Origin of the sequence: Haematomicrobium sanguinis DSM 21259 (assembly GCF_000688395.1) — a bacterium.
GTDB classification, from domain to species: Bacteria; Actinomycetota; Actinomycetes; order Actinomycetales; family Micrococcaceae; genus Haematomicrobium; species Haematomicrobium sanguinis.
In genome coordinates this window covers 15171-36126 of the sequence record NZ_JIAG01000005.1, presented here as the reverse complement: position 1 = coordinate 36126, position 20956 = coordinate 15171, and the positions used below count along the sequence as shown (strand labels likewise).

Here is a 20956-nt window from a genome sequence, read left to right as displayed (position 1 = left end):
GATGCTGATGCGAGCGGTATACATGTACGGGGCGGGTGACGTGCGCGTCATTGACGTACCGGAGCCAGCAATCAAGAACCCTACCGACGCCATTGTCCGGGTGGTGCGCTCCTGCATTTGCGGGTCGGACCTGCACCCGTATCACCGTATGAAGCCGAGCGAGACCGGCCGTGGAATGGGCCACGAATTTATTGGAGTTGTCGAGGACATCGGAAGCGACGTGTCACGGGTACGTAAGGGCGACTTCGTGATCGCGCCGTTCAAATACAGCGACGGCACTTGCGAATTTTGCCAAGAAGGATTGCAGACCTCTTGCCGTCACGGCGGCGGATACGGTGAAGACGGTCCGGCCGGGCAAGCGGAGTTCGTCAGGGTGCCCCAGGCCGACGGCACCCTGTACGTGGTGCCCAATAATGCAAGCGTGCATGTGGACGGCGACTCGAAGCTCCTCCCAGACCTACTGACTCTCTCCGACGTCTATGGCACCGGATTCCACGCTGCCTACAAGGGCGGTGCAGCGCCGGGCAAAACGGTCACGGTGATTGGGGACGGTGCCGTCGGGCTCTTGGCAGTGCTCTCGGCGACGCAATTGGGCGCCGAGCAGATAATCCTGATGGGCAGGCATCAAACGCGCACGAATCTCGGCAAAGAGTTCGGTGCGACTCATGTGGTTCCCGAGCGCGGTGCCGAGGGCGTCGAGCACGTCAAGAAGCTGACCGGCGGCGACGGGACACACGTAGTGATCGAGGCGGTCGGCAACGAAGACGCGTACACAACCGGACTTGAAATCCTGCGACCGGGCGGAACCTTCAGCCGCGTTGGTGTGCCGCAGTTCAAGGGGGCTCCCGAAGGCTTTGACACGCTGTTCTGGAAAAACGGCACCATGACCGGGGGTGTGGCACCGGTGCGCGCATACATCGATCGGCTGCTTCCAGCAATTCTGAACGGTAGCGCGCATCCCGGTCGCGTCTTTGACCGCTCGATCGGCATCGAGGACGCCCCGGACGGTTACCGTGCGATGGACCAGCGCGAGTCCCTCAAGGTCCAACTCACCTTCCCCTAAGCAAATTTAAGCGTCAAACTCACGTTTCAGCGTCATCTACGGCGCTGAAACGTGAGTTTGACGCTTAAATTTGCCGGGGGTGGGGGGAGGGGCGGGAGAGGTGCCACGCGATCGCCACTGCGACGACGCCGCCGACCAACGGAATCAGGAACGCCACGCGCAACCCGGCAACTTCCGAGACCGCACCAACGGCCGGAGATGTCACCAAAAACCCGAGCCGCATAAGCCACCCCAGGATCGCGATCCCGGTCCCCTCGCGCAAGCCCGGCACGCGACCGGCCGCCGCGAAGGCTGCAGGGACCAGAGTCGCACACCCGAACCCGAGCAGCGCATAGCCAATCAGCACCGGGACATATACCGGACTCACGACCACCAGAGCCACGCCGACCACAATGAGTACCCCGCCCGCGCCGGCGACGCGTTCGCGGCCAAACCGGTCGGTCAACGGATCGCCCAACAGCCGCCCCACGAACTGCGACCCAAGCACCACCGACAGTCCCAGGCCCGCGATGAACGGTGCCGCATCGGTCTCGCGAGCCAGGTACAGCACCGCCCAGTTATTCGCCACGTCTTCAATGACGGTGCCGCTAATCGCCAGCAGAATCAAGGGCAGGAGCAGCCGCCACGCAGAACCCGGGATCCGGACCCGCGAAGAAGGCGAGGTGTGTGCGGGAGTGCGGGAGTCGCCGTCGTGCTTCAGTGCCCCCGGCTCGGCAAGGCGGGCTGCCGGCGCGCGGACGGGGACTGCGGACAGCGCGCTACCGAGCCCCGCGACAGCCACCCATACCGCCCCATTAATGAGCATTTGCGTGCCGAGCGGCATGCCGATCGCCGCCGCCCAGGCGCCCAGCGCGCCGCCGGTCGCAGCGCCGAGACTCCAGAGCGCGTGCAGCGAATTGAGGATCGATTTGCCGACCCAGGATTCCACCGCAACGCCCTGGATATTCTGGGCGGCGTCGACCACGGCGTCGAGAAGTCCGGCGAGCACCATCGCGACCGCAAACAGCCCCACCACCGGTGAAAATGCCGCCACTGCAAGCGCCGCCGCGAGCAACGCCGAGCCCACCGCAACCACGGTCCGCGCCCCGAAGCGCCGCACCAGCGGTGCCCCTAAACTGGCCGCAGCGATCGCGCCGAGCGGGAATGCGATCACCAGCAGCCCAAACTGCGCGTTGTCTAGCCCAAAGGCGTCCTTGATTTCCGGATACCGCGGAAGAAGCGCGGAAAACAGGGCGCCGTTGCTGAAAAACATGAGCGAGACGCCGAGCCGCGCGCGAGCCTTGGTGGGGTGTTTCATGAGCATCCGTTGACCGTATTTGCTTTAATGATCAGATGCAACGATCACTTCGGCTGAAAACGATCATCTCCGCGGTAAATACCCAAGGACGCGTGAGCGTCGAGGGACTGAGCGAACTGACCGGCGTCTCCGCGATCACCATCCGGCGCGACCTGACGCAACTGGAATCGCAGGGACTGATCGCCCGCGCACACGGGGCGGCGGTACGGGCCAGTCAGCGCGGGACACCGATGCCGTTCGCGGCCCGCGCCGAGGCCCACCACGGCACCAAAGTGCAGCTCGCCGGGGCCGTTGCCGCGCTCATTCAGGATCACGAAGCGCTCATCATCGACAACGGAACCACGTGCCTGGCCGTCGCACAGGAACTCGCCGGCCGCCCGCTCACCGTGCTCCCGCTCTCGCTGCACGCTGCGGCCGCGATCGCCGGCCGTGCCGGTGCCGAGGTCGTCACGCCCGGCGGCCCGATCGAAACCGACTCGCTTGCCTACTACGGCGCCGCGGCGGTCGAATCGGTCCGCGAATTCCGCGCCGACACGTACATCATGAGCTCCTGCTCCGCGCACCCGGCGCACGGGCTGACGTCCACCGGCAAGGAGGACGCGCTGCTCAAACAGGCCGCGCTCGGCCAGTCCGGACGCGCCATCCTCGTTGCCACAGCGGACAAACTCGAGCGCACCTCGCCGTTCGAAATCGCCCCAATCGACGCGCTCACCCACCTCGTCACCACGCGCGACGCCCCGACAGACATCCTGACCGAGTATCGAGCGCTCGGAATCGAGGTCACGCAGGTGTAACCGTGTGCGGTCCGGTGCAAATTTGAGCCGGTCGAGCCGCGCCCGCAGGCCCTGGCGAGGGGGTTACGAAGGTGAGGTTCGACGGCGTGTCGGGGACTCGCCGTCGAACCTCACCTTGGCAATGGGCTACTGAGGCGCCCCGCCCGAGCGTCGAAAGGCTACACCTTGGCCGTACTAGTTCCGGGCTCGGGATTCGCGGCGAGCGCGTTTTCGGGGAAGAGCTCGTCGATGTCCAGGTCGGGGTTTGCGTCCTGGGTCGCTACAAGCTCCTTGGCCTCGGCCTCGGTCGCGACCGAGGGCATGGCGCCGGGCATGGGGCGGCGAGCCGATTCGCGCACGAAAATCGCGGCAATCAGGCCGGCAACCGAGGTGCCCATGACCCAGAACGCCGGGGCGAGCGGCTGGCCGGTGAAGGTCACGAGCGCCTCCATGATGAACGGCGCGGTGCCCGCGAAAATCGCGACGGCGAGATTGTAGGAGATGCCCATGCCGCCGTACCGCGACTCGGTCGGGAAGAGCGAGGGGAGTGCGGCGGCGAGGTTCGGCACGTAGAAGATGACCGGGATGGCGAGCAGGATCAGGCCGAGCAGCGTCGACCAAATTTGGCCGTGCATCATCAGCAGGAATGCGGGCACGGCGAGCACAATCGCGGAGATCGAACCGATAAACAGCGCAATCTTCCGGCCGGTGCGGTCCGCAAATTTTCCGGCGAGCGGCAGGGCGAGCGCCATGCCGACGAGGACAGGGAGGGTCAGGAGGTTGCCGTGGACCGGGTCATAGTTCAGCGTGGTGGTGAGGTAGGTCGGCATGTAGGTGGTGACCGCGTAGCCAACCGTGTTCGCGGCGGAAACCAGCACGAACGCGGTGAGCAGTTCGCGCCAGTATGACTTGACCAGCTGGACGACCCCCTTGGGCGCGTCCGGATTCTCGCTGGCGGCCTTCGCAGCGCTCTCGGCGGCGTCCTGAGCCTCTTGGAACGCCGGAGTGTCCTCAATCTTGAGGCGGAAGTAAATGGCGATCGCGCCAAGCGGGAGTGCCACGAGGAACGGGATGCGCCAGGCGAAACCCTCCATCACTTCGGTGCTCAAGGTGAGCTGCAGAACCGAGACGAAAGCGGCACCGATCGCGAACCCCATATAGGAGCCGAGATCCAGGAGTGAGGCGAAGAACGTGCGACGTTTGTCGGGTGCATACTCCGTGATGAACGTCGTGGCACCGGCGTATTCGCCGCCGGTGGAAAAACCTTGGACAAGTTTCAGGACGATCAGGGAGATCGGCGCCCAAATGCCCATGACGGAGTAATCCGGCAAGATGCCGATCAAGAAGGTGGCGGTCGCCATCATCAGGAGCGTGAACGCCAGGATCTTTTGGCGGCCCATCCGGTCTCCGAGTTGGCCGAGCACAATGCCGCCGAGCGGCCGGGCGACAAAGGTGACCGCGAAGACGCCGAGGGCGAAGAGATTCTGGCCGGCGGCGGAGGCTTCGGGCAAAAACACGCGCCCGATGATGACCGAGAGGTAGCCGTAGATGCCGATGTCGTACCACTCCATGAGGTTGCCGACAACGGTTCCGCCGATGGCTTTCTTGAGCATTGGCCGCTCGACGACGGTGACGTCATCGACCTTGAGGCGGCGGCGTTTAAAGACCTTTTTGTGGTGTTTTGGGTTAGCAGTCGTTGTTGTGGGGGAACTCTGCTGGCTGTTAATTGTCTCGCTCGCTTCCGAGTTGGTTGCCTTAGGACACAACCTTCAAGCATAGCGCCGAGTCGACAAATGTCTAATTTGGTGGCGGCAAGGTGGGGGCGAGCAGTTAAGAAGGTGAGGTTCGACGGCGTGTCGGGGACTCGCCGTCGTACCTCACCGTGGTGCGGGGCTACTTAGGCGCCCCGCGCCCCGCCCCCAGCGCCGCACCGGCTTAGCGGACCTTCTTGATTGGGATCACCGAAAGGCCGCCGAGGACCGCGAGGATGGTCGCGAACCCGAACAGCGCCCCGTAGTTGTCGCCGCCGCCAATGGCCAGAATCGGCACGGCGGTCAGCGGCACCAGAACCTGCGGCAGTTGGTAGGAAAGCGCCACAATTCCGAGGTCTTTGCCGGCGTTGTCGAAGTTGGGGAGGACCTCGGTCATGAGCGCGACATCGACCGAAATGTACGCGCCCTGACCGGAGCCGACAATGAGGATCGCGATCATGAAAATGTTCATGTCCCGCGTGGTCATGGCGAGGATCAGGCCGGCGGCGGTTACGAGGCAAGCGAGGATGACAAAGGGCTTCCGCCGTCCGAGGCGATCGGACAGCCAGCCGCACACTATCGCCATGACCACGTTGCCGACGAAGAAATACAGGAGGGCTTGCGCTTGCACACCGGAGGCGACTTCGCGCGGGATGCCGAGCTGGTCAATGATGAAGAACAGCAGGAAGATCGAGACGGACACGATCGACATGGTCACGAGCATCCTGCACAGCCACGCCCAGGCAAAGTCGCGGTAAATCACCGGGTTGAGCCAATAGGACGAGAGAATTACCCGCCAATTCATGGGCTCCGGGGGCTCCTGCAAACGGATGTCCTTCAGCGCAAACAACAGCGTCAAACACAACAGACTGCCGATCATGCCGGGGACAATGAACCAGCTCCACTGTTGATCATTGGGCAGCGCCGCGACGATGGCCGCCCCGGTGATGGTGGCAATCCCGGTGGACACACCGGTCGCCGCAGCCACCCGGCCGCGTATCCGGGTGGGAATCTGGTCCGCCAAGAGCGCGTGCACCACCATGTTCGTCGCGCCAAAACCGATCTGCGCCAAGCACCAAAACGCGACAATCATCCACAGCGACGTGGTGAACGCGAGCCCCAGAACTCCAATAAACCCCACCGCGGTACCAACCGCGAGCCACGGCTTGCGTATCCCCCAGCGGCTCGAGGTCCGGTCGCTCAACCTGCCAAAGAGCGGGGTGATCACCATGACCACAATCCCGCCAATGCCGGTGATGAGCGCCAAATCATTGTCCTTCGTCGGCTCACGGAAGAACGCAAGCACCTTAGGAATGGCGACGCTTCCGGCGGTCAACAGCGCCAGCGTGATGCCAAACCAGCCGAGAATGAGCGAGGGCAGGAAAAGACGCCCCTGCTTGGCGGCATGGCGATGCGTGCCGGACTCGCTACGCGCCGCCTCTTCCGCGCTCAATTGCACTGGATGTGTCATCGGTGACCTCGTTGTCTCATGCGAAATTGTTGAATCTTGGCGCGCCCTCATTCTTGCGGGGGCGCGCTGTATGGTTGCGGGTCATTGTGCAGGGTGCGGAGAATCCCGATCACCGCCGCCTGCCACCCGCGCGCGGCGGCGGTCCATCCGGTGAAGGACATGCTCTCGTGCGTTTGTCCCAAAGCCAGGAATCCTGCCGCCGGAACACCCGCGGCGCGCAACCGTTCCAGATAGGCTTGACCGTCCCCGCGCAGCGCGTCATTTGCGGCCATGAACAGGTACGTCTCCGGGACATTCCACAGGTTCGTATTGCGAAGCGGCGAGGCCTCTGGATCCGCCAGCGCGCGCGAGCTGAGCGTCCCCATATACATCGAGGCCACCTTTTTGCGCTCGGTCCGAAGCAGACCCGCCGGAACGCCTAGGGCCGCCACGGCGCCAAAGTCCTTGTGTCGATCGCTGAGATCCAAAAGCGGAACCTCGAGAACTTGCATCCGCACGCGGGGCCCGGCGTCACTGGCGGCCAGAGTATTTACCACGCTTGCGGCGATGTTTCCACCCGCGGACTGGCCGCCCACGGCGACGCGACACGGGTCCACTCCCAAGCGATCCGCCTCGGCAAACAGCCACCGCAACACCGCGGCACCTTGGCGCACCGGGGTGGGAAAGCGGTGCTCGGGTGCCCGCGCATAATCGACCGCGGCCACCACAATTCCGGCGTCGGCGGCCCGGGACCGATACACATAGTCAAAGTTCGGGTAGTCGTAGCCGCCTTGCCGAAACGCCCCGCCGTAAAACTGTACGAGCACCGGCAGCCTTGCGCCCCCGGCGGTGCCAGCACCCCCGGCATCCCCGGCAGCACCCAGCGGCCGGTACAGCCGCACCCGCACATCCGGAAAGCCCGGCACGGACACCGTCTCTTCCGCGATGTCCACCGCAGGCATCGGCGTATTCTGCAACGCAAAAATCTCGGTATCCGCGGCGAGCGCTTCGCGCCGCACGGCTTCCATATCCGGGTTGGGCGCATCCCACGCGGACGGCGGCTGCTCGCCCGTGCCGCCAGGGCCCCCACCTAGCCGCTCCTTCATCCGCGCGCTCAAGAACTGATCGACCACCGGATCCAGCGCCCCGCGCGCCGGCGCCCTGCTCGGCACCGTCTTGCGCGCCCACACCAGCGCGCGCAACCCCCTGCGCCCGAGGTTCAGCCTACCCAGGAATGCTCGAATTTTGGACACCACTTCGATACACCTCCGCCATCGAATCCACCACTACTTGCTGCCACAGCCGCGCGGCCGGATCAACAGCCGTCGTCGACACCGAGCCATGCACCATACCCGCCCCCACATGGACCTGCGCACCCACTCCCGCCGCGGCCAGCCGCTTCGCATAGGACTCGGCGGAAAACCGCATCGGATCAAACTCCGCGACCATGATCAGCGCGGGCGGCAGCCCCGACACATCCGGCGCGAGCCCGGGCTCCAAGTATTGATCGGCCGCCCGCCCGTCTTCGGTATACGCGCGCACCAACTCCGCGACACCGTCCTCCCCGGTGAGTTCCAGCAGCTGAGCCACCCGAGGCGCCTCGAGATCAAAATCGGCGGGCGTCACTTCCAGCAATTGATGCACGACGACGAGTTCCCCGCTTCCCTGCCGCAACTCACCGGAAAAGGGGTCACCGGAGCGGGTTTGCAAGGGTGCGGCGTCTGCGAGTTGAAGGTCGGCGCGGCGCAATGCCGACTCGTGCCGCGTTCGACGGTTCTCATCCCGCAACCGCAGCATTGCCCCGGCGACGATACTGCCTCCAGCGGAGTTCCCACCGACACCCAGACGGCTCGGATCGACGTGGTACTCCTCGGCGTTCTCCACCAGGTGCCGCAATGCCGCCAGTACATCCAGCTGCGCCGCCGGATAGGGGTGTTCCGGCGCCAGCCGGTAACCCAAGGAGATGATTTGTACGCCCGAATACCGCGCGCGCTCGGACAGAATGCGCGAGTTCCAGAGTTCATTTTCGGAACCGAAGAGGAACCCGCCACCGTGCAGATACAGTTGCGTGGGGAGCGCACCCGTCGCTTTGGTGGGCCGAAAGACCTGGGCGCTCAGGCCGCCCGAAAGAGGTAACTCGATCGCGAACCGCTCGACCCCGGCCGGCGCCGGGCGAGCAAATGCGGTAGCCAGCGTGTCGGCAATCGAGGTGGCCACGCGCCGTCGTTCATCCCATGAGTCATTGCGCGGCGCGCCTACCAAGGCGGTGACATCGGAAACCGCGTCCAGCCAACGGCGTGTGGGGGCGCTGACCACGCGGCGGAGGTCGGCGCTCATCGCGCGCGGCCCTTTGCGGTTGCGGTGTGCGTGATCGACACTGACACGTCCTTCAATCCCGGGGCAATCGATGACTTGGAGGAGTCGTCGAAGAACTTCGATAAAAGTTCTTTAAACCTAGCGCCGCTTCGGTTAACACGCAAGGGTTTGGCGAAAATTCGCCGGGCGGGGAATCAGTGTCGGCGCTCGCGGGTAATATCGGCTGAGTGAAGTCGACGGGCATGCGTGCGAGCATTTATGCGGTGGCCGAGCGCGCCGGTGTGAGCATTTCCACGGTGTCGCTGGCGATCAATCACCCCGAACGGGTGAGCACCGCGACGCGCGCCCGCATCATCGAGGCTGCCCGCGAATTGGGCTATCGACCGCTCTCGCAGGATGGCCAGACGCGCGGCGGGCACGTCGCCGGAGTCCTGGTTGCCGCGCCGTTTTCCACGCACCCCTCCTTTGCCCGGCGGCTCAACGGGATCGTTGGGCAACTGCAGGGCACCGGGGCGGACGTCATGGTTCACGATCTTCCAGCCGCCGAAGCCGCCGACGAGCCGCTCCTGTCCGCACTGCCGGTGCGCGCAAATGTCGACGGCGTGATCGTGATGGGCGTGCCGCTGGCCGAGGGCATCAGCGAGAAGCTGCGCAGCTGGGGGCCGCCGCTGGTCGCGGTGGACACCCAATTCGGTGCGAATCCCACGGTGCTGATTGACGATCACGCCGGGGCGAAAGCGCTTGCCGAGCATTTGGTGGGGCTCGGCCATCGGCGCATTGCCTACGTGCATCCGCATCAACAGTCGCTCAACTATGTTTCGGCCGGAATGGATCGGATGACCGGGCTCGCGAGCGCTCTCAATGTCCCGCCCATCACGGTGGAGCACGTGCGTGAGCTGCTTGCAACCCAGGAATCCCCCCGCCGTTTCGGCGATCTCACGCTGCTGGAAGTTGACCGCGACGACCCAGCCAGCTTCGCCGCCGCCGCGGCGTTCTTTCGCGAAAACCCCGATGTCACCGCCGCATTTGCCCACCATGACGAGCTCGCCGCGATGCTCCTATCCGCGCTTGGTGCGCACGGGGTGCGGGTGCCGGAGGACGTTTCGCTCGCGGGGTATGACGACGGCGCCCTCGCCCAAGCGCTCGGCCTCACCACCGTGCGCCAACCGTTTGAAGAGAGCGGACGGGTGGCAGCCGAATTGCTCCAGGGCATGTTGGGTGCCGGGCGGTCTGTCACCCAACGCATCATGCTGGAGCCCGAATTGGTGATCCGCACTACTACCGGGCAGAGTCCAATGCCCGTTTCTCCCTCCCCTGTCCCGTCTCGCAGAAAGAAGTCATGAATACCCCCTCCACGCCGTTGCCCCAGCACCCGTTACCCGCAGTTGAGCTGCGCACCACGGAGATTCGTCGGCGCGAAAGCGAAGGCGAAGATCTGATTGTCCGCGAGCACCGCTTCGACGCGCCGCTCGATTACGCCGCGCCCGAGGCGGGATCCATCGAAGTGTTTGCACGAGAGTTATCCACCGATCGCGCCGAGGCGGAAGACTACCCGTATTTGGTGTACCTGCAGGGAGGTCCCGGTTCGGGCGCCGATCGGCCCACGGTGCTTGGCGGCTGGCTCAAGCGGGCCATGGAGGAATTCCGGGTCGTGTTACTCGATCAGCGCGGCACCGGATTGTCGACTCCGCTGACGGCACAAACAATGCCGGCCGGTTCGGTGGCGGAGCGCTCGGATTACTGCACGCACTTTCGCGCCGACAATATTGTCCGCGACGCCGAAACCTTGCGCCGCGCGCTGCCTGCCTCCCGTGGCGGGGAACGGCCCTGGACGAGTCTTGGCCAAAGCTATGGCGGCTTCTGCACTCTCACCTATCTTTCACTGCACCCCGAAGGTTTGGAGGCGAGCCTGATCACCGGAGGCTTGGCTGCTATTACCTGGCCCGCGGAGAAGGTGTACCGGGAGACCTACGCGGCCACGCGCCGTCGTAATTCTCTGTTTTTTGAAACCTACCCGGAAGATGCCGAGCGCCTGCGCGAGGTGGTGCGGCATGTGGCGGAGGTCGCCGAAGAATTGCCGACCGGCGAGCGGCTGACGCCGGAGCGCGTGCTCACGGTCGGAATCATTTTGGGGTCTTCGACTGGGTTCCACGAGTTGCATTACCTGCTGGAGGGCGCATTTGTTGAGACCGCCGATGGGCAGCGGCTCGCGGCGGCGTTTTTGGAGGGGCTCGGGCGGATTGTGTCTCTGGCGTCGCATCCGCTCTACGGGCTCATGCACGAGTCGATTTACGCGAACGGGCCCGGCGCGGCGACGAATTGGGCGGCCGCCCGGGTGCGCGCGGAGTTGCCGGATTTCGCGGCGGATGCGTCGGAGCCGCTGTTGACCGGAGAGATGATTTACCCCTGGCAGTTTGCGCAGGATCCCGCGCTCGTGCCGCTGGCGGAGGTCGCCGAGCACTTGGCTACCCGTGAGGATTGGGGGCCGCTCTATGATGTGGCGGCGTTGGCGTCAAATGCGGTGCCGGTGGTCGGTGTGGTGTATACCGATGACATGTTTGTTCCGCGCTCGGGTTCGGTCGAGACGGCCGGGCTGGTGCGCGGGGCGCAAGTGATCGAGACGGACCGCTACCAACACAACGGGCTGCGCGAGGATGGGGCGCTGCTCCTGGGGCAAATGCTGGCGGCGGTGCGGCCGGACTCAGCTGGCGATGCCGGAGCAAAGGGCTAGGCTTAGAGCTATGGCAACTGACGCACAACCAGACAAAATCTTGATGTTCGGCGCCCAGTGGTGCATCGACTGCCGCCGCTCCAAGGCGCTGCTCGATCGCGAGGGCGTGGACTACGACTACGTTGACCTGGAAACCGTCGAGGACGGCGCCGACCGGGCGCGCGCAATCTCCGGCCGCACCAACATCCCGGTGATCGTGTTCCCGGACGGTTCGCACTTGGTGGAGCCGAGCGACGCGGACCTCAAGGCCCGCCTCTCCACGTCTATGTAGCGCGACACGCCGAGGTTTTCGCCGATTCCTCGGCGTGTCGTGCTACATAGATGGTTCACCCGCGGGGTTTTTGCCTAGTGAATTACGACGGCGGTGCGTTGCCTTCTTAAGGCAACGCACCGCCGTCGAACCTCACCTGGGCGCCCACCCCTATCGCCGAGTCGGCACGTTTTCCGCTATAGGCACTCTCTATAGCGGAAAACGTGCCGACTCGGTGCCTGGTTTAGGGCGCGGGAGGATCCTCGTCCGGGAAAAAGATGTGCTCGATCGGGGTGCGGAAGGTCGCCGCGATTTTGAAGGCGAGCGGGAGACTGGGGTTGAATTTGCCGCGCTCGATCGCGATGATCGTTTGGCGTGAGACGCCGAGTACCGCGGCGAGGTCTTCCTGAGACTGGCCGCGTTCCTGGCGCAGTTCGGCTAAGCGGTTGCGCACTAGTTTTGGCCCAGGAGTCGGTCGAGTTCGCGGTCGCGGCGGATTCTCACGTCGATGGCGAGTGCCACGAAGGTCGCGAGCACGATCAGATTCGTGGTGAGCAAGCTCAGGTTGAGCGGAGCGGCGCCCATGACGGCGATCATGGCGATGGCGATGTCCGGGAAGGCGGCGGACCGGGCGCGTTGCATGGCAATGAACTCGACGGATTCGGGCGAGGATTTGCGCTGCTTGGCAAACGCGCGCTCGCGGAGCTTAATGATCGCGCCGAGGCCGCCAAGGACGCACACGAAGTAGAGGATGCCCCAGACCGGTTTGGCTTGGTTGTTTTCTGGAGCACTCTGCCAGTTCGCGAAGAAGTAATTTGCCAGTAGCCAGGTGGCCGCGAACCCGGCAATCGAGGCCAACTCGATGCGCAGGCGGCCCGGGCGTGAGGGCCGGGTGCGCCCTGGATTCGGGGGGATCTGTTCACTCATGGTGGTTCACAGTCTCGTGTCCGCGCCGAGACTTTTCCGTGCGGTGAACTGCGTGACACCAAGCGCGACCAAGGCATAAATAAACAGAAGGTTGCAAGCCATGCGGACCGAGTATTGATCTGTTAACACGACAATCGAAAAGAACATAAGCGTTGCAGCGACGTAGACGTGGGGAAAAGCTCGCGCGCGTGACAAAAGCAGGGATTGGTATTCGACAGACTCTTCATTGTGAGGGCCCTTGTTGCGCTTGCGGCTCACCTCCCATTGTGACCAAGAAACACCGCCCACAATAAAGGTCACCGTGAGCAGGCAGAAGCTCAGCACCTTGTCGCCCGAAGTCGAGGCGGTAAGCGTCCAGAATATGAGTGGCGGCATCAGGCAGAGGCAGAGGATTCCGGCCCCAAGCAAGAGACGTTGTTGCAATTTCGCGCTCATTATCTACAGCCCTTCCATGAGCCCGATGCCGAGCTTTCGTTTGGCCAGCCAGTAGCGCAAGCCGTAATTGAGGTAGAGCAACAGGGTGCACCCGACAATGACATAGGCAATCGTTTCGCTCGAATTTCCGGCAAGTGCCGTCAGAAACGGGATCGCGAAGAAGATGGGGGCGTCATCGAGCGTTGTTGCTTTTGCCTGGAGCGCTGCTTGCGACTCGATCGATTCCGGCGAGGCCTGTCCCCGTTTTTCGCGCGTCCAGGCGGCGAACCGATTGACTCCCAGTCCGCCAATGGTCATTACGGCAATTTGCGCGATGAGAAATGCATTGGCCTCGGAGGTGGTCTGGGCGCTTTTCGTGAAGCCAAACAAAACGAAGCTCGCGGCGAGGGTGGCAAGAAACAAGAATGAGAGGATCCACCACCGGTACTTCATCAACATGAGCCTCACTCCTATGTAAAGCGACCTTGACATCGAGTAGTAAAGCTCACTTTACATCGAGCACCCCATCCTGCCAACCCCTTCGTCGTCTCGGCGCTTGATTCGTGCGGGCGGTGGGCGGTGAAGGCCGTGGTGACCCGACGGCGAGGTGAGGCGGGGCTTGCGAGGTGAGCATCGCCGTCGTCATTAAGAAGGGTGGCCAAGCGCTCGGTGACCCAACCCGCATCTATGTAGCGCGACACGCCGAGGGAAACGCGGAAACATCGGCGTGTCGCGCTACGTAGACGGGGAGAAAGGTCGGATGAATCGCTTGCATCGCTGCGCAAAAGACGGAAAAGTAGACACTGACCGCGCAAAACCATCTGACTACTGGAGTATCGATGCTCGATCAAGCGCCCTGGTTCACCGAAGCCCGTTTCGGCATGTTCATCCACTGGGGCCTGTACGCCCTGCCCGCGCGCCACGAATGGGTGAAGAACCGCGAGGAAATCACCGACGAGGACTACCAAAAGTACTTCGACCACTTCGACCCGGACCTCTACAACCCGCGCGAATGGGCGGCGGCCGCGAAGAAAGCCGGCATGAAGTACATGGTCCTGACCACCAAGCATCACGAGGGGTTTTGCCTCTGGGATTCCGCTCTGACCGAATACAAGGTCACGAACACGCCGATCGGTCGCGACCTGGTCCGCGAGTACGTCGATGCCGTGCGCGAGGCCGGGCTCAAGGTCGGTTTCTACCACTCGCTCATCGACTGGCACCACCCCGATTTCACGATCGACGGCGTGCACCCGCAGCGCAACCACCCCGACCGCGACAAGCTGGATGAAGGCAAGGACCTCGCCCGTTACCGCGACTATCTGCACGGTCAGGTCCGCGAGTTGCTCACCGACTACGGCCAGATCGACTACCTCTTCTTCGACTTCTCTTACAAGGCCAACAACCCCGATGGCATCGCCGAGGGCAAGGGCGCCGAGGAGTGGGGCAGCGAGGAGCTGCTCGCCATGGTCCGCGAGCTGCAGCCGGGCATCGTGGTCAACGACCGCCTAGAAATCCCGGGAGACTTTGTGACCCCGGAACAGTACCAGCCGGCCTCCGCCCTGAAGAACGACGACGGCACTTCCCTTGCGTGGGAAGCTTGCCAAACACTCAATGGCAGTTGGGGATACTACCGCGACAACTACAACTACAAGAGCGTGCCGATGCTCTTGGGAATGCTGATCGATGGGGTGTCCAAGGACGGGAATCTGCTACTGAACGTCGGGCCGACCGGGCGCGGGTACATTGACGGCATTGACATTGAGACCCTGGATGGGATCGGTGAATGGATGCGTCTGCACAGCCGCTCCATTTACGGGGCGGGTCCCTCGGAGTACACGCCGCCGCAGGACGTGCGGTACACGCAGCGCGGCAACCGGCTTTACGTGCACGTGCTCGCCTGGCCCTTTGGGCATCTGCACTTACCGGACCTCGATGGGAAGGTCGAATACGCGCAACTGCTCAACGACGCCTCCGAGATTAAGTTCCGCGGGGCGAAGCCGGGCCAAGAAGCCGTGAACACCACACCGGGGTCGCAGCCCGCCGGGACGCTGACCTTGGACTTGCCGGTGCGAGCGCCCGAGGTGGCGGTGCCGGTGATAGAGCTGTTCTTGAAGGAGTAGCGGCGGAACTTCCGTGAGCCCTATCCCGAGTTAGCGCTCACGGAAGTTCTAGTGTGAGCGCAAACGGCCGTTGACGCTCACGGAAGTTTTCGAGCCTCTGGGAAAGTTATCCACAATTGACCCGTCCTGGTCAACGCGTGCGTGCCGAATCAGCCACACTAAGCGGATGGAGAAAAAGCTGACGCACCTATTGGACCTTCACGCCGGGGCGGTCCGCCAGGTGGAAATCCAGCGCGCCGGCATCTCAAAACAGTACATCCGCCAACTTGTGCGCGCGGGTCAACTTTTTGAGGGTCCGCGCGGTGTGCTCACTGCTCCGGGGATTGCCGAACACTGGGCCGAGCTGAGAAGTAAGGGTCTCGAGGTCACGTGCGCCACCCGGGCCACGACACTCAAACTCTGGACGCTCTATGAGCAACCTCGGCAGCTCCACGTCAGTTTTCGGCGCAGTCGAGGGGACGTTCCGGACCGACTGCGCTTACCGAACGGAGCGTCGATGCCGATACGTCCGCACTATCGACGGCACCAAGACCCACACCTGAACACCGTCCTGCACGCCTTGAGATGTCGAACCGAACTGGACGCACTCTTGATTGCGGAATCCTCGGTAATTCAGCGGCGCGTCTCGTTGGGCGATCTGCATCGATTGGTCCGGGACAAACGTGTTCCGCATGGGGAACGCGCTGTGGTGACGCGGGTAAATCCGGCAAGCGGCTCCTATCTTGAGACACTGAGCAGATTCCACCTCGAGAACGCCGGTTTTCAGGTGCAAATACAGAAGTATATTGAGGGGCTCGGACACCTTGACGCGATGATTAACGGGGTTCTCGGCCTTGAGCTCGACGGGCGGGCCACCCACGACACACCCGATGGTTACAACGAGGACCGCCGTCGGAACAACGTCGCGGTCATCCGCGGCGTACCAACACTGCGGGTGACGTGGGAAATGGTGCGTCATGACACCGACGGGTTCATTGCACTCGTGCGTAAAGCGCTCAACGCCGTCGAAACGCGAAACTTCCGTGAGCGCTAACCCGAGTTAGCGCTCACGGAAGTTTGAGAGTGGGCGCAAACGGCAGTTAGCGCCCACGAAAGTTCGCGGTCACCGAGACCTACTTGCCGATATTCGCGAGGTCCGGGCACGCGTTCTGCAAGTCCTGGCCGACGGTCGTCATGTCGCTGGAGTTCATGCTCGCCGGGTTGGACGCAACGTTCTTGAACAACTCGTTGACCTTCTCGATCGGTGCCTTGACCTCGTCCGGCGACTTCGCGGCAATATCATCGAGCTTGCCAGTCAGATCGGAGAACATGGTCATGGCCTGATCCGCGGCGGTTGGCGGTGCCTGCTTTTGCAGATCTTCGATCGCGGTCTTCACCTGTGAGCATGCTTCATCCTTGCTCAGCTTGTCGCCCCCGCCGTTCCCGGAATCGCTCGAGTTGGCGCACGCGCTCAACGGCATGACCAATGCGGCCGCCAACAGCGCGGCAGCTCCAAATTTCTTCGCCTTCATGGCAATATCCCCTCATAATGCGTTGAGGCCGAACCTCGGCCTACCTCGAGACTACCCGGTCAGTCCCTGGCCACAAACCTTATCGCGGTCCCCGGCGGCAGCTGCGCCGCCTTATCAATATCCTGACGTTCGACGACGCCAATCACCGGATACCCGCCGGTCACCGGGTGATCCACATGGAAAATAATCGGCTGTCCACTAGCGGGCACCTGGATAGCGCCGAGTACGACGCCTTCGCTGACAAGTTCCCCGGTGTGCTGTTCGTCGCGGTCGAGGGTGCCGCCATCCAGGCGCAGACCCACCCGGTTTGACTGCGGACTGATCGTCCAGACCGTGCTGACCAGTGCATCCCGAGCTTCGGGGGCGAACCAGTCGTCTCGCGGGCCCCACCGAAAACGGATCTCCACTTCCGCGTCCGCAACAGGAACAAGGTCCGGTTCGAAACTGCCAACACTGTGCGGGGCATCGGAACCGATGGGAAGCTCGTCCCCGGTTCCCAAACGCTTGGGCGCTCGGAGGGGTCCGATGCCAGAGAGCGTATCGGTCGATTGGCTTCCCAACACCTCGCCAGTATCGAATCCGCCGCGTACCGCCAGATAATTGCGCAAGCCCGCCGCGGGAAAGTCGATCTCCAGCGACTCGCCCGCGTAGAGCGAGAACGGTGTGCCGGACTCGGGCTCGCGCAGGTCCGATTCCTCATCGAAGACCACCATCGTGGTGGGAGCACCGGTCACAGCCAGGATCACGTCCGCCTCGGCCTGCACCACAAAACCGCCGCCAATGAGCTCAATACAGGCGGCACCCTTCGCGTTGCCGACGAGCCGGTTAGCCCGTCGAGCCGCGGCGCGGTCGGCAAATCCCGCAGCTCCAACGCCGATTTCACTGTGTCCACCGCGCCCGGAGTCCTGGATGCTGGAAAAGGTGCCGGGGGCGATCACCGTGAGCGACGGCGTACCGGCGGCAACGGGCGGGGGAGCGACGCCGGGCGCGGGCGAGACGCTCAATAACTCGCGGACGGCGTTGAACCGAATCACGTCCCCCGGCTCGACGAGGGTCACCGGGGCGCGATTGAGATCGAACAGCCGCGCATCGGTGCGGCCCAAGAGTTGCCACCCACCGGGGGACTCCCGCGGATACACGGCGGAGAACTCGCCAGCGACGGCCACCGAACCGGCAGGCACGCTCGTCCGGGGAGACTCTCGTCGCGGAACGCGCGGGAAAGGAGAAGAGGTCGTTAGGTAGAAAAACCCCGGCGCGAATCCGGCGAACCCCGCAGTCCACTCTGCTCCGGTGTGCAGGGCAATGATTTCGCTAGCGCTCAGGGAGGTGAGCTCGGCTACGCGAGCCAGGTCATCGCCGTCGTACACCACGTCCATGGTGACCACTTTCCCCGGTGACCCTTCCAACAAAGGCACCTCGCGGTTCGCCAACTCGGCGGCGAAATCGCGCAAATTGGTGCCGCCGCGCGCGTGGATCAGGACGGTGCGGGCGGCCGGGGTGAGATCGCGCTGGCCGGTGAGCGGCTCGGCGCGCAGGTGCGCCGCCAGGGAAGTCGCCGAGGGGAGGTCGGCAACGGTGACGAGGAGGGCTTCGCCGCCGGCGGGTCGGACGTCGAGAAGGTCAACGGTGCTCATGCGAAAGGCTCGATTCTGACTCCGGCGGATTGCAGGGTGGTGGCGACGCGGCGCGCGATCTCCAGTGCGCCGGGGGTGTCGCCGTGGACGCAAATGCTCTCGGCCTCGACGCGAACTCGGGTGCCGTCGATGGCTTTGATGAAACCGTTGGCGATGTTCTCGACGTGGCGGGTGATGTCCTCGAGGTTGTGTAGTACGGAGCCGGGTTCGCGGCGGTTCACCAAGGTGCCGTCGGGGTTGTAGGCGCGGTCGGCGAAGGCCTCGGAGACGGCGCGGACGCCGGCTTCGCGGGCAATCTCAATGCCGAGGCTTCCGGGCAGGAGCATTATTGGGAGGCTCGCATCGACGGAGGCGACGGCCTCGATCACGGCGCGGGCTTGGGTCTCGTGGTGCACCATTGCGTTGTACAGTCCGCCGTGCGGTTTCACGTAGCGGACCCGGGTGCCTTCGCGGGCGGCCATCGCCTGCAGGGCGCCGATTTGGTAGGCGGTCTCATCCGCGAGTTCGGCCGGGTCCACGTCGATGAAGCGGCGGCCAAACCCGGCCAGGTCCCGGTACCCGATGTGCGCGCCGACGCTCACTCCGTGAGCCGCGGCCAGGGCGCAGGAGGCGGACATCGTCGGGGCGTCACCGGCATGAAAACCGCAGGCGATGTTCGCGCTGGAAATCACCGTGAAGATGCCGTCTTCACCCAGACGCCAGCGACCAAAAGACTCGCCAACATCGCTGTTGAGATCAATCTGCGTCAGCATCCACTCTCCAGGTTCCGCGCCGCGGCTCGCGACCGCACACAACGTTCATTCCCAGCCTAGCGAAACGGTTCAGTAGAGTGTGAGTTGTGAAACTTTCCGCCAGCGAGGCCGCCAATATGGCCGACATCATGCAGGGCCTCTCTTCCAGTGCCCGTTTGCTCATTTTGGCCAAATTGGAGGAGGGCCCGGCCTCGGTTACCGAAATTGTGGACGCGACCGGGTTGGCGCAGGCGACCATCTCCAACCATTTGCGGCTGCTGCGCCACTTGAACCTTGTGACGCCGAGCCGGAGCGGCCGCTCGGTCATCTATTCGCTCGCCGATGATCACGTGCGGGACTTCCTCCGTGAAGCGGTCCACCACGTGGGCCACGCCTAAGCCGAAACCCGCTCGAAGCACCCCCGCCTAAACCGCGCCGGACTTTGCGAGGAGGCGCGCGTCGTCGTAGGTCTTTTCAATCTCCGGATCGCTGCGGAAGGTGAGAAGCGAAACCACCACGGCCGCCACAGTGCACACGATGAACCCGGGGACAATCTCAAACAGCCCAATATTCGCGGCCGGCTCGATGACCTTCGCCCAAATGAACACGGTGGCCGCGCCGAGCACAATTCCGGCGAGCGCGCCTTGCCAGGTCAGTTTGCGCCAGAACAGCGAGAGCAACACGATCGGCCCGAATGCGGCGCCGAAGCCGGACCACGCGAAGCCGACCAGATCTAGGATCGAGTCGTTGCGGCTGAAGGCGATGACCGCGGCGACAATTGCCACGATCAGCACGCCCGCGCGGCCGAGGTTCACGCCTTGTTGCGGGGAGAGTTTGCGGCGGACCACCAGGTGGTAGAGGTCCTCCACGAGCGCCGACGAGCAGACCACAAGTTGCGAGGAGATGGTGGACATAATGGCTGCGAGGACTGCGGCCAGGACAAATCCGGCAACGAGCGGATGGAAGAAGATTTGCGAGAGCACCAGGAACACGGTTTCCGGGTCTTCCAGGCTCGCGTCTGGGTTGTCTTGGAAGTACGCGACACCGACCAGCGCGGTGAAGATGGCGCCGACAACCGAGACGACCATCCAGCCGATGCCGATCCATTTTCCGGCGCGGGCGTCGCGCGGGGAGCGTAGCGCCATAAAGCGGACAATGATGTGCGGTTGGCCGAAGTATCCGAGCCCCCAGGAAAGTGCGGAGACAATGCCGATGAAAGAGCCGCTCCAGACCAGCAATTGCGGGTCGGCGGCTTCGATGGTGGAGATCATGCCGCCGAATCCGCCCACCTGGGTGAGCCCCACGATCGGGACCGTGATGAGTGCGGCGAGCATCAGCAGGCCCTGGGCGACATCGGTGAAGGTCGCGCCCATGAACCCGCCGAACAGTGTGTACAGCACAGTTATGCCGCCAACAATGACCACTCCCCAGACGTAATCGCCCTGGAAGGAACTTTCAAAGAATTTGCCGCCCGACACCATGCCGCTGGAGACATAGAAGGTGAAGAACACCAAGATGACGATGCCGGACACCAAGCGCACCGAGTGTGTGGGATCTTTTAGGCGGTTGTCGAAGAAACTTGGGACGGTGATCGAGTCATTGGCGACCTGCGTGTAGGAGCGCAGGCGCGGCGCCACGAACTGCCAGTTCAGATACGCGCCGATGGTCAGACCCACAGCGATCCACGCTTCGCTCAAACCGGAGACGTAGATCGCGCCGGGGAGCCCGAGCAGCAGCCAGCCGGACATGTCCGAGGCGCCGGCCGAGAGCGCGGCGACGCCGGGTTTGAGGTCGCGGCCGGCGAGCAGGTAGTCGTCCAGGTTCTTGGTGCGCCGCCACGCGTAGTAGCCGATACCGAGCATCAGCGCGAAATAGATCGCCAATGCGATGTAGTAGTACCCCAGCTTGTCCATGGCCCCTTTGCCTTTCGGTGCGCCGCGCTGTGCGTCGAGTGATCACTAAATGCTACGCGCCACACGATGTTACCC

21 protein-coding genes are annotated in these 20956 nt (G+C 63.7%); 8 read left to right on the top strand and 13 right to left on the bottom strand.

Annotated elements, in window-relative coordinates:
- The first annotated feature begins 7 nt into the window (after positions 1–7).
- A complete protein-coding gene (locus O148_RS0105650) occupies positions 8–1063 on the top strand; it encodes a zinc-binding dehydrogenase (protein ID WP_026530137.1) in 1056 nt (351 codons plus the stop codon).
- Positions 1064–1127: 64 nt separating this feature from the next.
- Here O148_RS0105650 and O148_RS0105645 read toward each other — a convergent pair whose 3' ends face one another.
- A complete protein-coding gene (locus O148_RS0105645) occupies positions 1128–2360 on the bottom strand; it encodes an MFS transporter (protein WP_169737507.1) in 1233 nt (410 codons plus the stop codon).
- A 35-nt stretch (positions 2361–2395) separates the two neighbouring features.
- Between O148_RS0105645 and O148_RS0105640 the strand changes: the two genes are divergently transcribed.
- Positions 2396–3154 carry a DeoR/GlpR family DNA-binding transcription regulator gene (locus tag O148_RS0105640; protein ID WP_026530135.1) on the top strand — a complete coding sequence of 253 codons (759 nt, stop codon included), beginning with the start codon at positions 2396–2398 and terminating at the stop codon, positions 3152–3154.
- 158 nt (positions 3155–3312) lie between these two features.
- Here the strand turns inward: O148_RS0105640 and O148_RS15050 are convergent, their stop codons facing one another.
- The 4 genes from O148_RS15050 to O148_RS0105620 form a co-directional block, all read right to left on the bottom strand.
- Positions 3313–4899 carry an MFS transporter gene (locus O148_RS15050; RefSeq protein WP_420805751.1) on the bottom strand — a complete coding sequence of 529 codons (1587 nt, stop codon included), beginning with the start codon at positions 4897–4899 and terminating at the stop codon, positions 3313–3315.
- Between the two features lie 169 nt (positions 4900–5068).
- On the bottom strand, positions 5069–6355 hold the full coding sequence (locus tag O148_RS0105630) for an MFS transporter (RefSeq protein WP_169737506.1): 1287 nt from the start codon (positions 6353–6355) through the stop codon (positions 5069–5071).
- Positions 6356–6402: 47 nt separating this feature from the next.
- The gene (locus O148_RS15045; RefSeq protein WP_157374514.1) at positions 6403–7587 is read right to left on the bottom strand and encodes an alpha/beta hydrolase fold domain-containing protein; all 1185 of its coding nucleotides are present in this window, start codon (positions 7585–7587) and stop codon (positions 6403–6405) included.
- Positions 7559–8671 carry an alpha/beta hydrolase gene (locus O148_RS0105620; protein ID WP_026530133.1) on the bottom strand — a complete coding sequence of 371 codons (1113 nt, stop codon included), beginning with the start codon at positions 8669–8671 and terminating at the stop codon, positions 7559–7561. Before O148_RS0105620 ends, O148_RS15045 begins: the two co-directional genes overlap by 29 nt.
- A gap of 206 nt (positions 8672–8877) precedes the next feature.
- Here O148_RS0105620 and O148_RS0105615 point away from each other — a divergent pair, with 206 nt between their 5' ends.
- From O148_RS0105615 to O148_RS0105605, 3 genes are read left to right on the top strand one after another with little or no spacing between them, the layout of a single operon-like run.
- On the top strand, positions 8878–9993 hold the full coding sequence (locus tag O148_RS0105615; protein WP_026530132.1) for a LacI family DNA-binding transcriptional regulator: 1116 nt from the start codon (positions 8878–8880) through the stop codon (positions 9991–9993).
- Positions 9990–11381: an alpha/beta fold hydrolase gene (locus tag O148_RS15040; protein WP_084157106.1), complete on the top strand. Its 1392-nt coding sequence runs from the start codon at positions 9990–9992 to the stop codon at positions 11379–11381. The genes O148_RS0105615 and O148_RS15040 overlap by 4 nt, the downstream gene beginning before the upstream one ends.
- Positions 11382–11391: 10 nt before the next feature.
- Positions 11392–11652: a glutaredoxin family protein gene (locus O148_RS0105605; RefSeq protein ID WP_026530131.1), complete on the top strand. Its 261-nt coding sequence runs from the start codon at positions 11392–11394 to the stop codon at positions 11650–11652.
- Between the two features lie 223 nt (positions 11653–11875).
- Here O148_RS0105605 and O148_RS0105600 read toward each other — a convergent pair whose 3' ends face one another.
- Genes O148_RS0105600 through O148_RS0105585 form a run of 4 tightly spaced genes read right to left on the bottom strand, consistent with a single transcriptional unit; the run spans position 11876 to position 13431 of the window.
- A complete protein-coding gene (locus tag O148_RS0105600) occupies positions 11876–12085 on the bottom strand; it encodes a helix-turn-helix transcriptional regulator (RefSeq protein WP_026530130.1) in 210 nt (69 codons plus the stop codon).
- Positions 12085–12558 carry a hypothetical protein gene (locus tag O148_RS0105595; RefSeq protein WP_026530129.1) on the bottom strand — a complete coding sequence of 158 codons (474 nt, stop codon included), beginning with the start codon at positions 12556–12558 and terminating at the stop codon, positions 12085–12087. Before O148_RS0105595 ends, O148_RS0105600 begins: the two co-directional genes overlap by 1 nt.
- Positions 12559–12564: 6 nt before the next feature.
- On the bottom strand, positions 12565–12993 hold the full coding sequence (locus O148_RS0105590) for a hypothetical protein (protein ID WP_026530128.1): 429 nt from the start codon (positions 12991–12993) through the stop codon (positions 12565–12567).
- Between the two features lie 3 nt (positions 12994–12996).
- The gene (locus tag O148_RS0105585; protein ID WP_026530127.1) at positions 12997–13431 is read right to left on the bottom strand and encodes a hypothetical protein; all 435 of its coding nucleotides are present in this window, start codon (positions 13429–13431) and stop codon (positions 12997–12999) included.
- Positions 13432–13811: 380 nt separating this feature from the next.
- Between O148_RS0105585 and O148_RS0105580 the strand changes: the two genes are divergently transcribed.
- Together O148_RS0105580 and O148_RS0105575 are read left to right on the top strand one after the other, a co-directional pair.
- The gene (locus tag O148_RS0105580) at positions 13812–15092 is read left to right on the top strand and encodes an alpha-L-fucosidase (RefSeq protein WP_026530126.1); all 1281 of its coding nucleotides are present in this window, start codon (positions 13812–13814) and stop codon (positions 15090–15092) included.
- A gap of 166 nt (positions 15093–15258) precedes the next feature.
- The gene (locus O148_RS0105575; protein ID WP_026530125.1) at positions 15259–16125 is read left to right on the top strand and encodes a hypothetical protein; all 867 of its coding nucleotides are present in this window, start codon (positions 15259–15261) and stop codon (positions 16123–16125) included.
- Positions 16126–16204: 79 nt separating this feature from the next.
- On the opposite strand, the gene O148_RS0105570 is transcribed toward O148_RS0105575, so the two are convergent.
- Genes O148_RS0105570 through O148_RS0105560 form a run of 3 tightly spaced genes read right to left on the bottom strand, consistent with a single transcriptional unit; the run spans position 16205 to position 18986 of the window.
- Positions 16205–16603, bottom strand: coding sequence for a hypothetical protein (locus O148_RS0105570; RefSeq protein ID WP_026530124.1), 399 nt, complete (start codon positions 16601–16603; stop codon positions 16205–16207).
- 59 nt (positions 16604–16662) lie between these two features.
- Positions 16663–18237, bottom strand: a complete 1575-nt coding sequence (locus O148_RS0105565; protein WP_026530123.1) for a 5-oxoprolinase subunit B/C family protein — start codon at positions 18235–18237, stop codon at positions 16663–16665.
- The gene (locus O148_RS0105560) at positions 18234–18986 is read right to left on the bottom strand and encodes a LamB/YcsF family protein (RefSeq protein ID WP_026530122.1); all 753 of its coding nucleotides are present in this window, start codon (positions 18984–18986) and stop codon (positions 18234–18236) included. The genes O148_RS0105565 and O148_RS0105560 overlap by 4 nt, the downstream gene beginning before the upstream one ends.
- Positions 18987–19075: 89 nt before the next feature.
- Between O148_RS0105560 and O148_RS0105555 the strand changes: the two genes are divergently transcribed.
- On the top strand, positions 19076–19366 hold the full coding sequence (locus O148_RS0105555) for an ArsR/SmtB family transcription factor (RefSeq protein WP_026530121.1): 291 nt from the start codon (positions 19076–19078) through the stop codon (positions 19364–19366).
- Between the two features lie 27 nt (positions 19367–19393).
- Here O148_RS0105555 and putP read toward each other — a convergent pair whose 3' ends face one another.
- Entirely contained in the window at positions 19394–20881 is a 1488-nt protein-coding gene (gene putP / locus O148_RS0105550; protein ID WP_026530120.1) for a sodium/proline symporter PutP, read from the bottom strand.
- Positions 20882–20956: the final 75 nt, after the last annotated feature.

Coding starts and splice junctions, on each gene's coding strand:
- O148_RS0105650 (WP_026530137.1), top strand. CDS start 8: ATGCGAGCGGTATACATGTACGGGGCGGGTGACGTGCGCGTCATTGAC.
- O148_RS0105645 (WP_169737507.1), bottom strand. CDS start 2,360: ATGAAACACCCCACCAAGGCTCGCGCGCGGCTCGGCGTCTCGCTCATG.
- O148_RS0105640 (WP_026530135.1), top strand. CDS start 2,396: ATGCAACGATCACTTCGGCTGAAAACGATCATCTCCGCGGTAAATACC.
- O148_RS0105630 (WP_169737506.1), bottom strand. CDS start 6,355: ATGACACATCCAGTGCAATTGAGCGCGGAAGAGGCGGCGCGTAGCGAG.
- O148_RS0105620 (WP_026530133.1), bottom strand. CDS start 8,671: ATGAGCGCCGACCTCCGCCGCGTGGTCAGCGCCCCCACACGCCGTTGG.
- O148_RS15040 (WP_084157106.1), top strand. CDS start 9,990: ATGAATACCCCCTCCACGCCGTTGCCCCAGCACCCGTTACCCGCAGTT.
- O148_RS0105605 (WP_026530131.1), top strand. CDS start 11,392: ATGGCAACTGACGCACAACCAGACAAAATCTTGATGTTCGGCGCCCAG.
- O148_RS0105595 (WP_026530129.1), bottom strand. CDS start 12,558: ATGAGTGAACAGATCCCCCCGAATCCAGGGCGCACCCGGCCCTCACGC.
- O148_RS0105590 (WP_026530128.1), bottom strand. CDS start 12,993: ATGAGCGCGAAATTGCAACAACGTCTCTTGCTTGGGGCCGGAATCCTC.
- O148_RS0105585 (WP_026530127.1), bottom strand. CDS start 13,431: ATGTTGATGAAGTACCGGTGGTGGATCCTCTCATTCTTGTTTCTTGCC.
- O148_RS0105580 (WP_026530126.1), top strand. CDS start 13,812: ATGCTCGATCAAGCGCCCTGGTTCACCGAAGCCCGTTTCGGCATGTTC.
- O148_RS0105575 (WP_026530125.1), top strand. CDS start 15,259: ATGGAGAAAAAGCTGACGCACCTATTGGACCTTCACGCCGGGGCGGTC.
- O148_RS0105570 (WP_026530124.1), bottom strand. CDS start 16,603: ATGAAGGCGAAGAAATTTGGAGCTGCCGCGCTGTTGGCGGCCGCATTG.
- O148_RS0105565 (WP_026530123.1), bottom strand. CDS start 18,237: ATGAGCACCGTTGACCTTCTCGACGTCCGACCCGCCGGCGGCGAAGCC.
- putP (WP_026530120.1), bottom strand. CDS start 20,881: ATGGACAAGCTGGGGTACTACTACATCGCATTGGCGATCTATTTCGCG.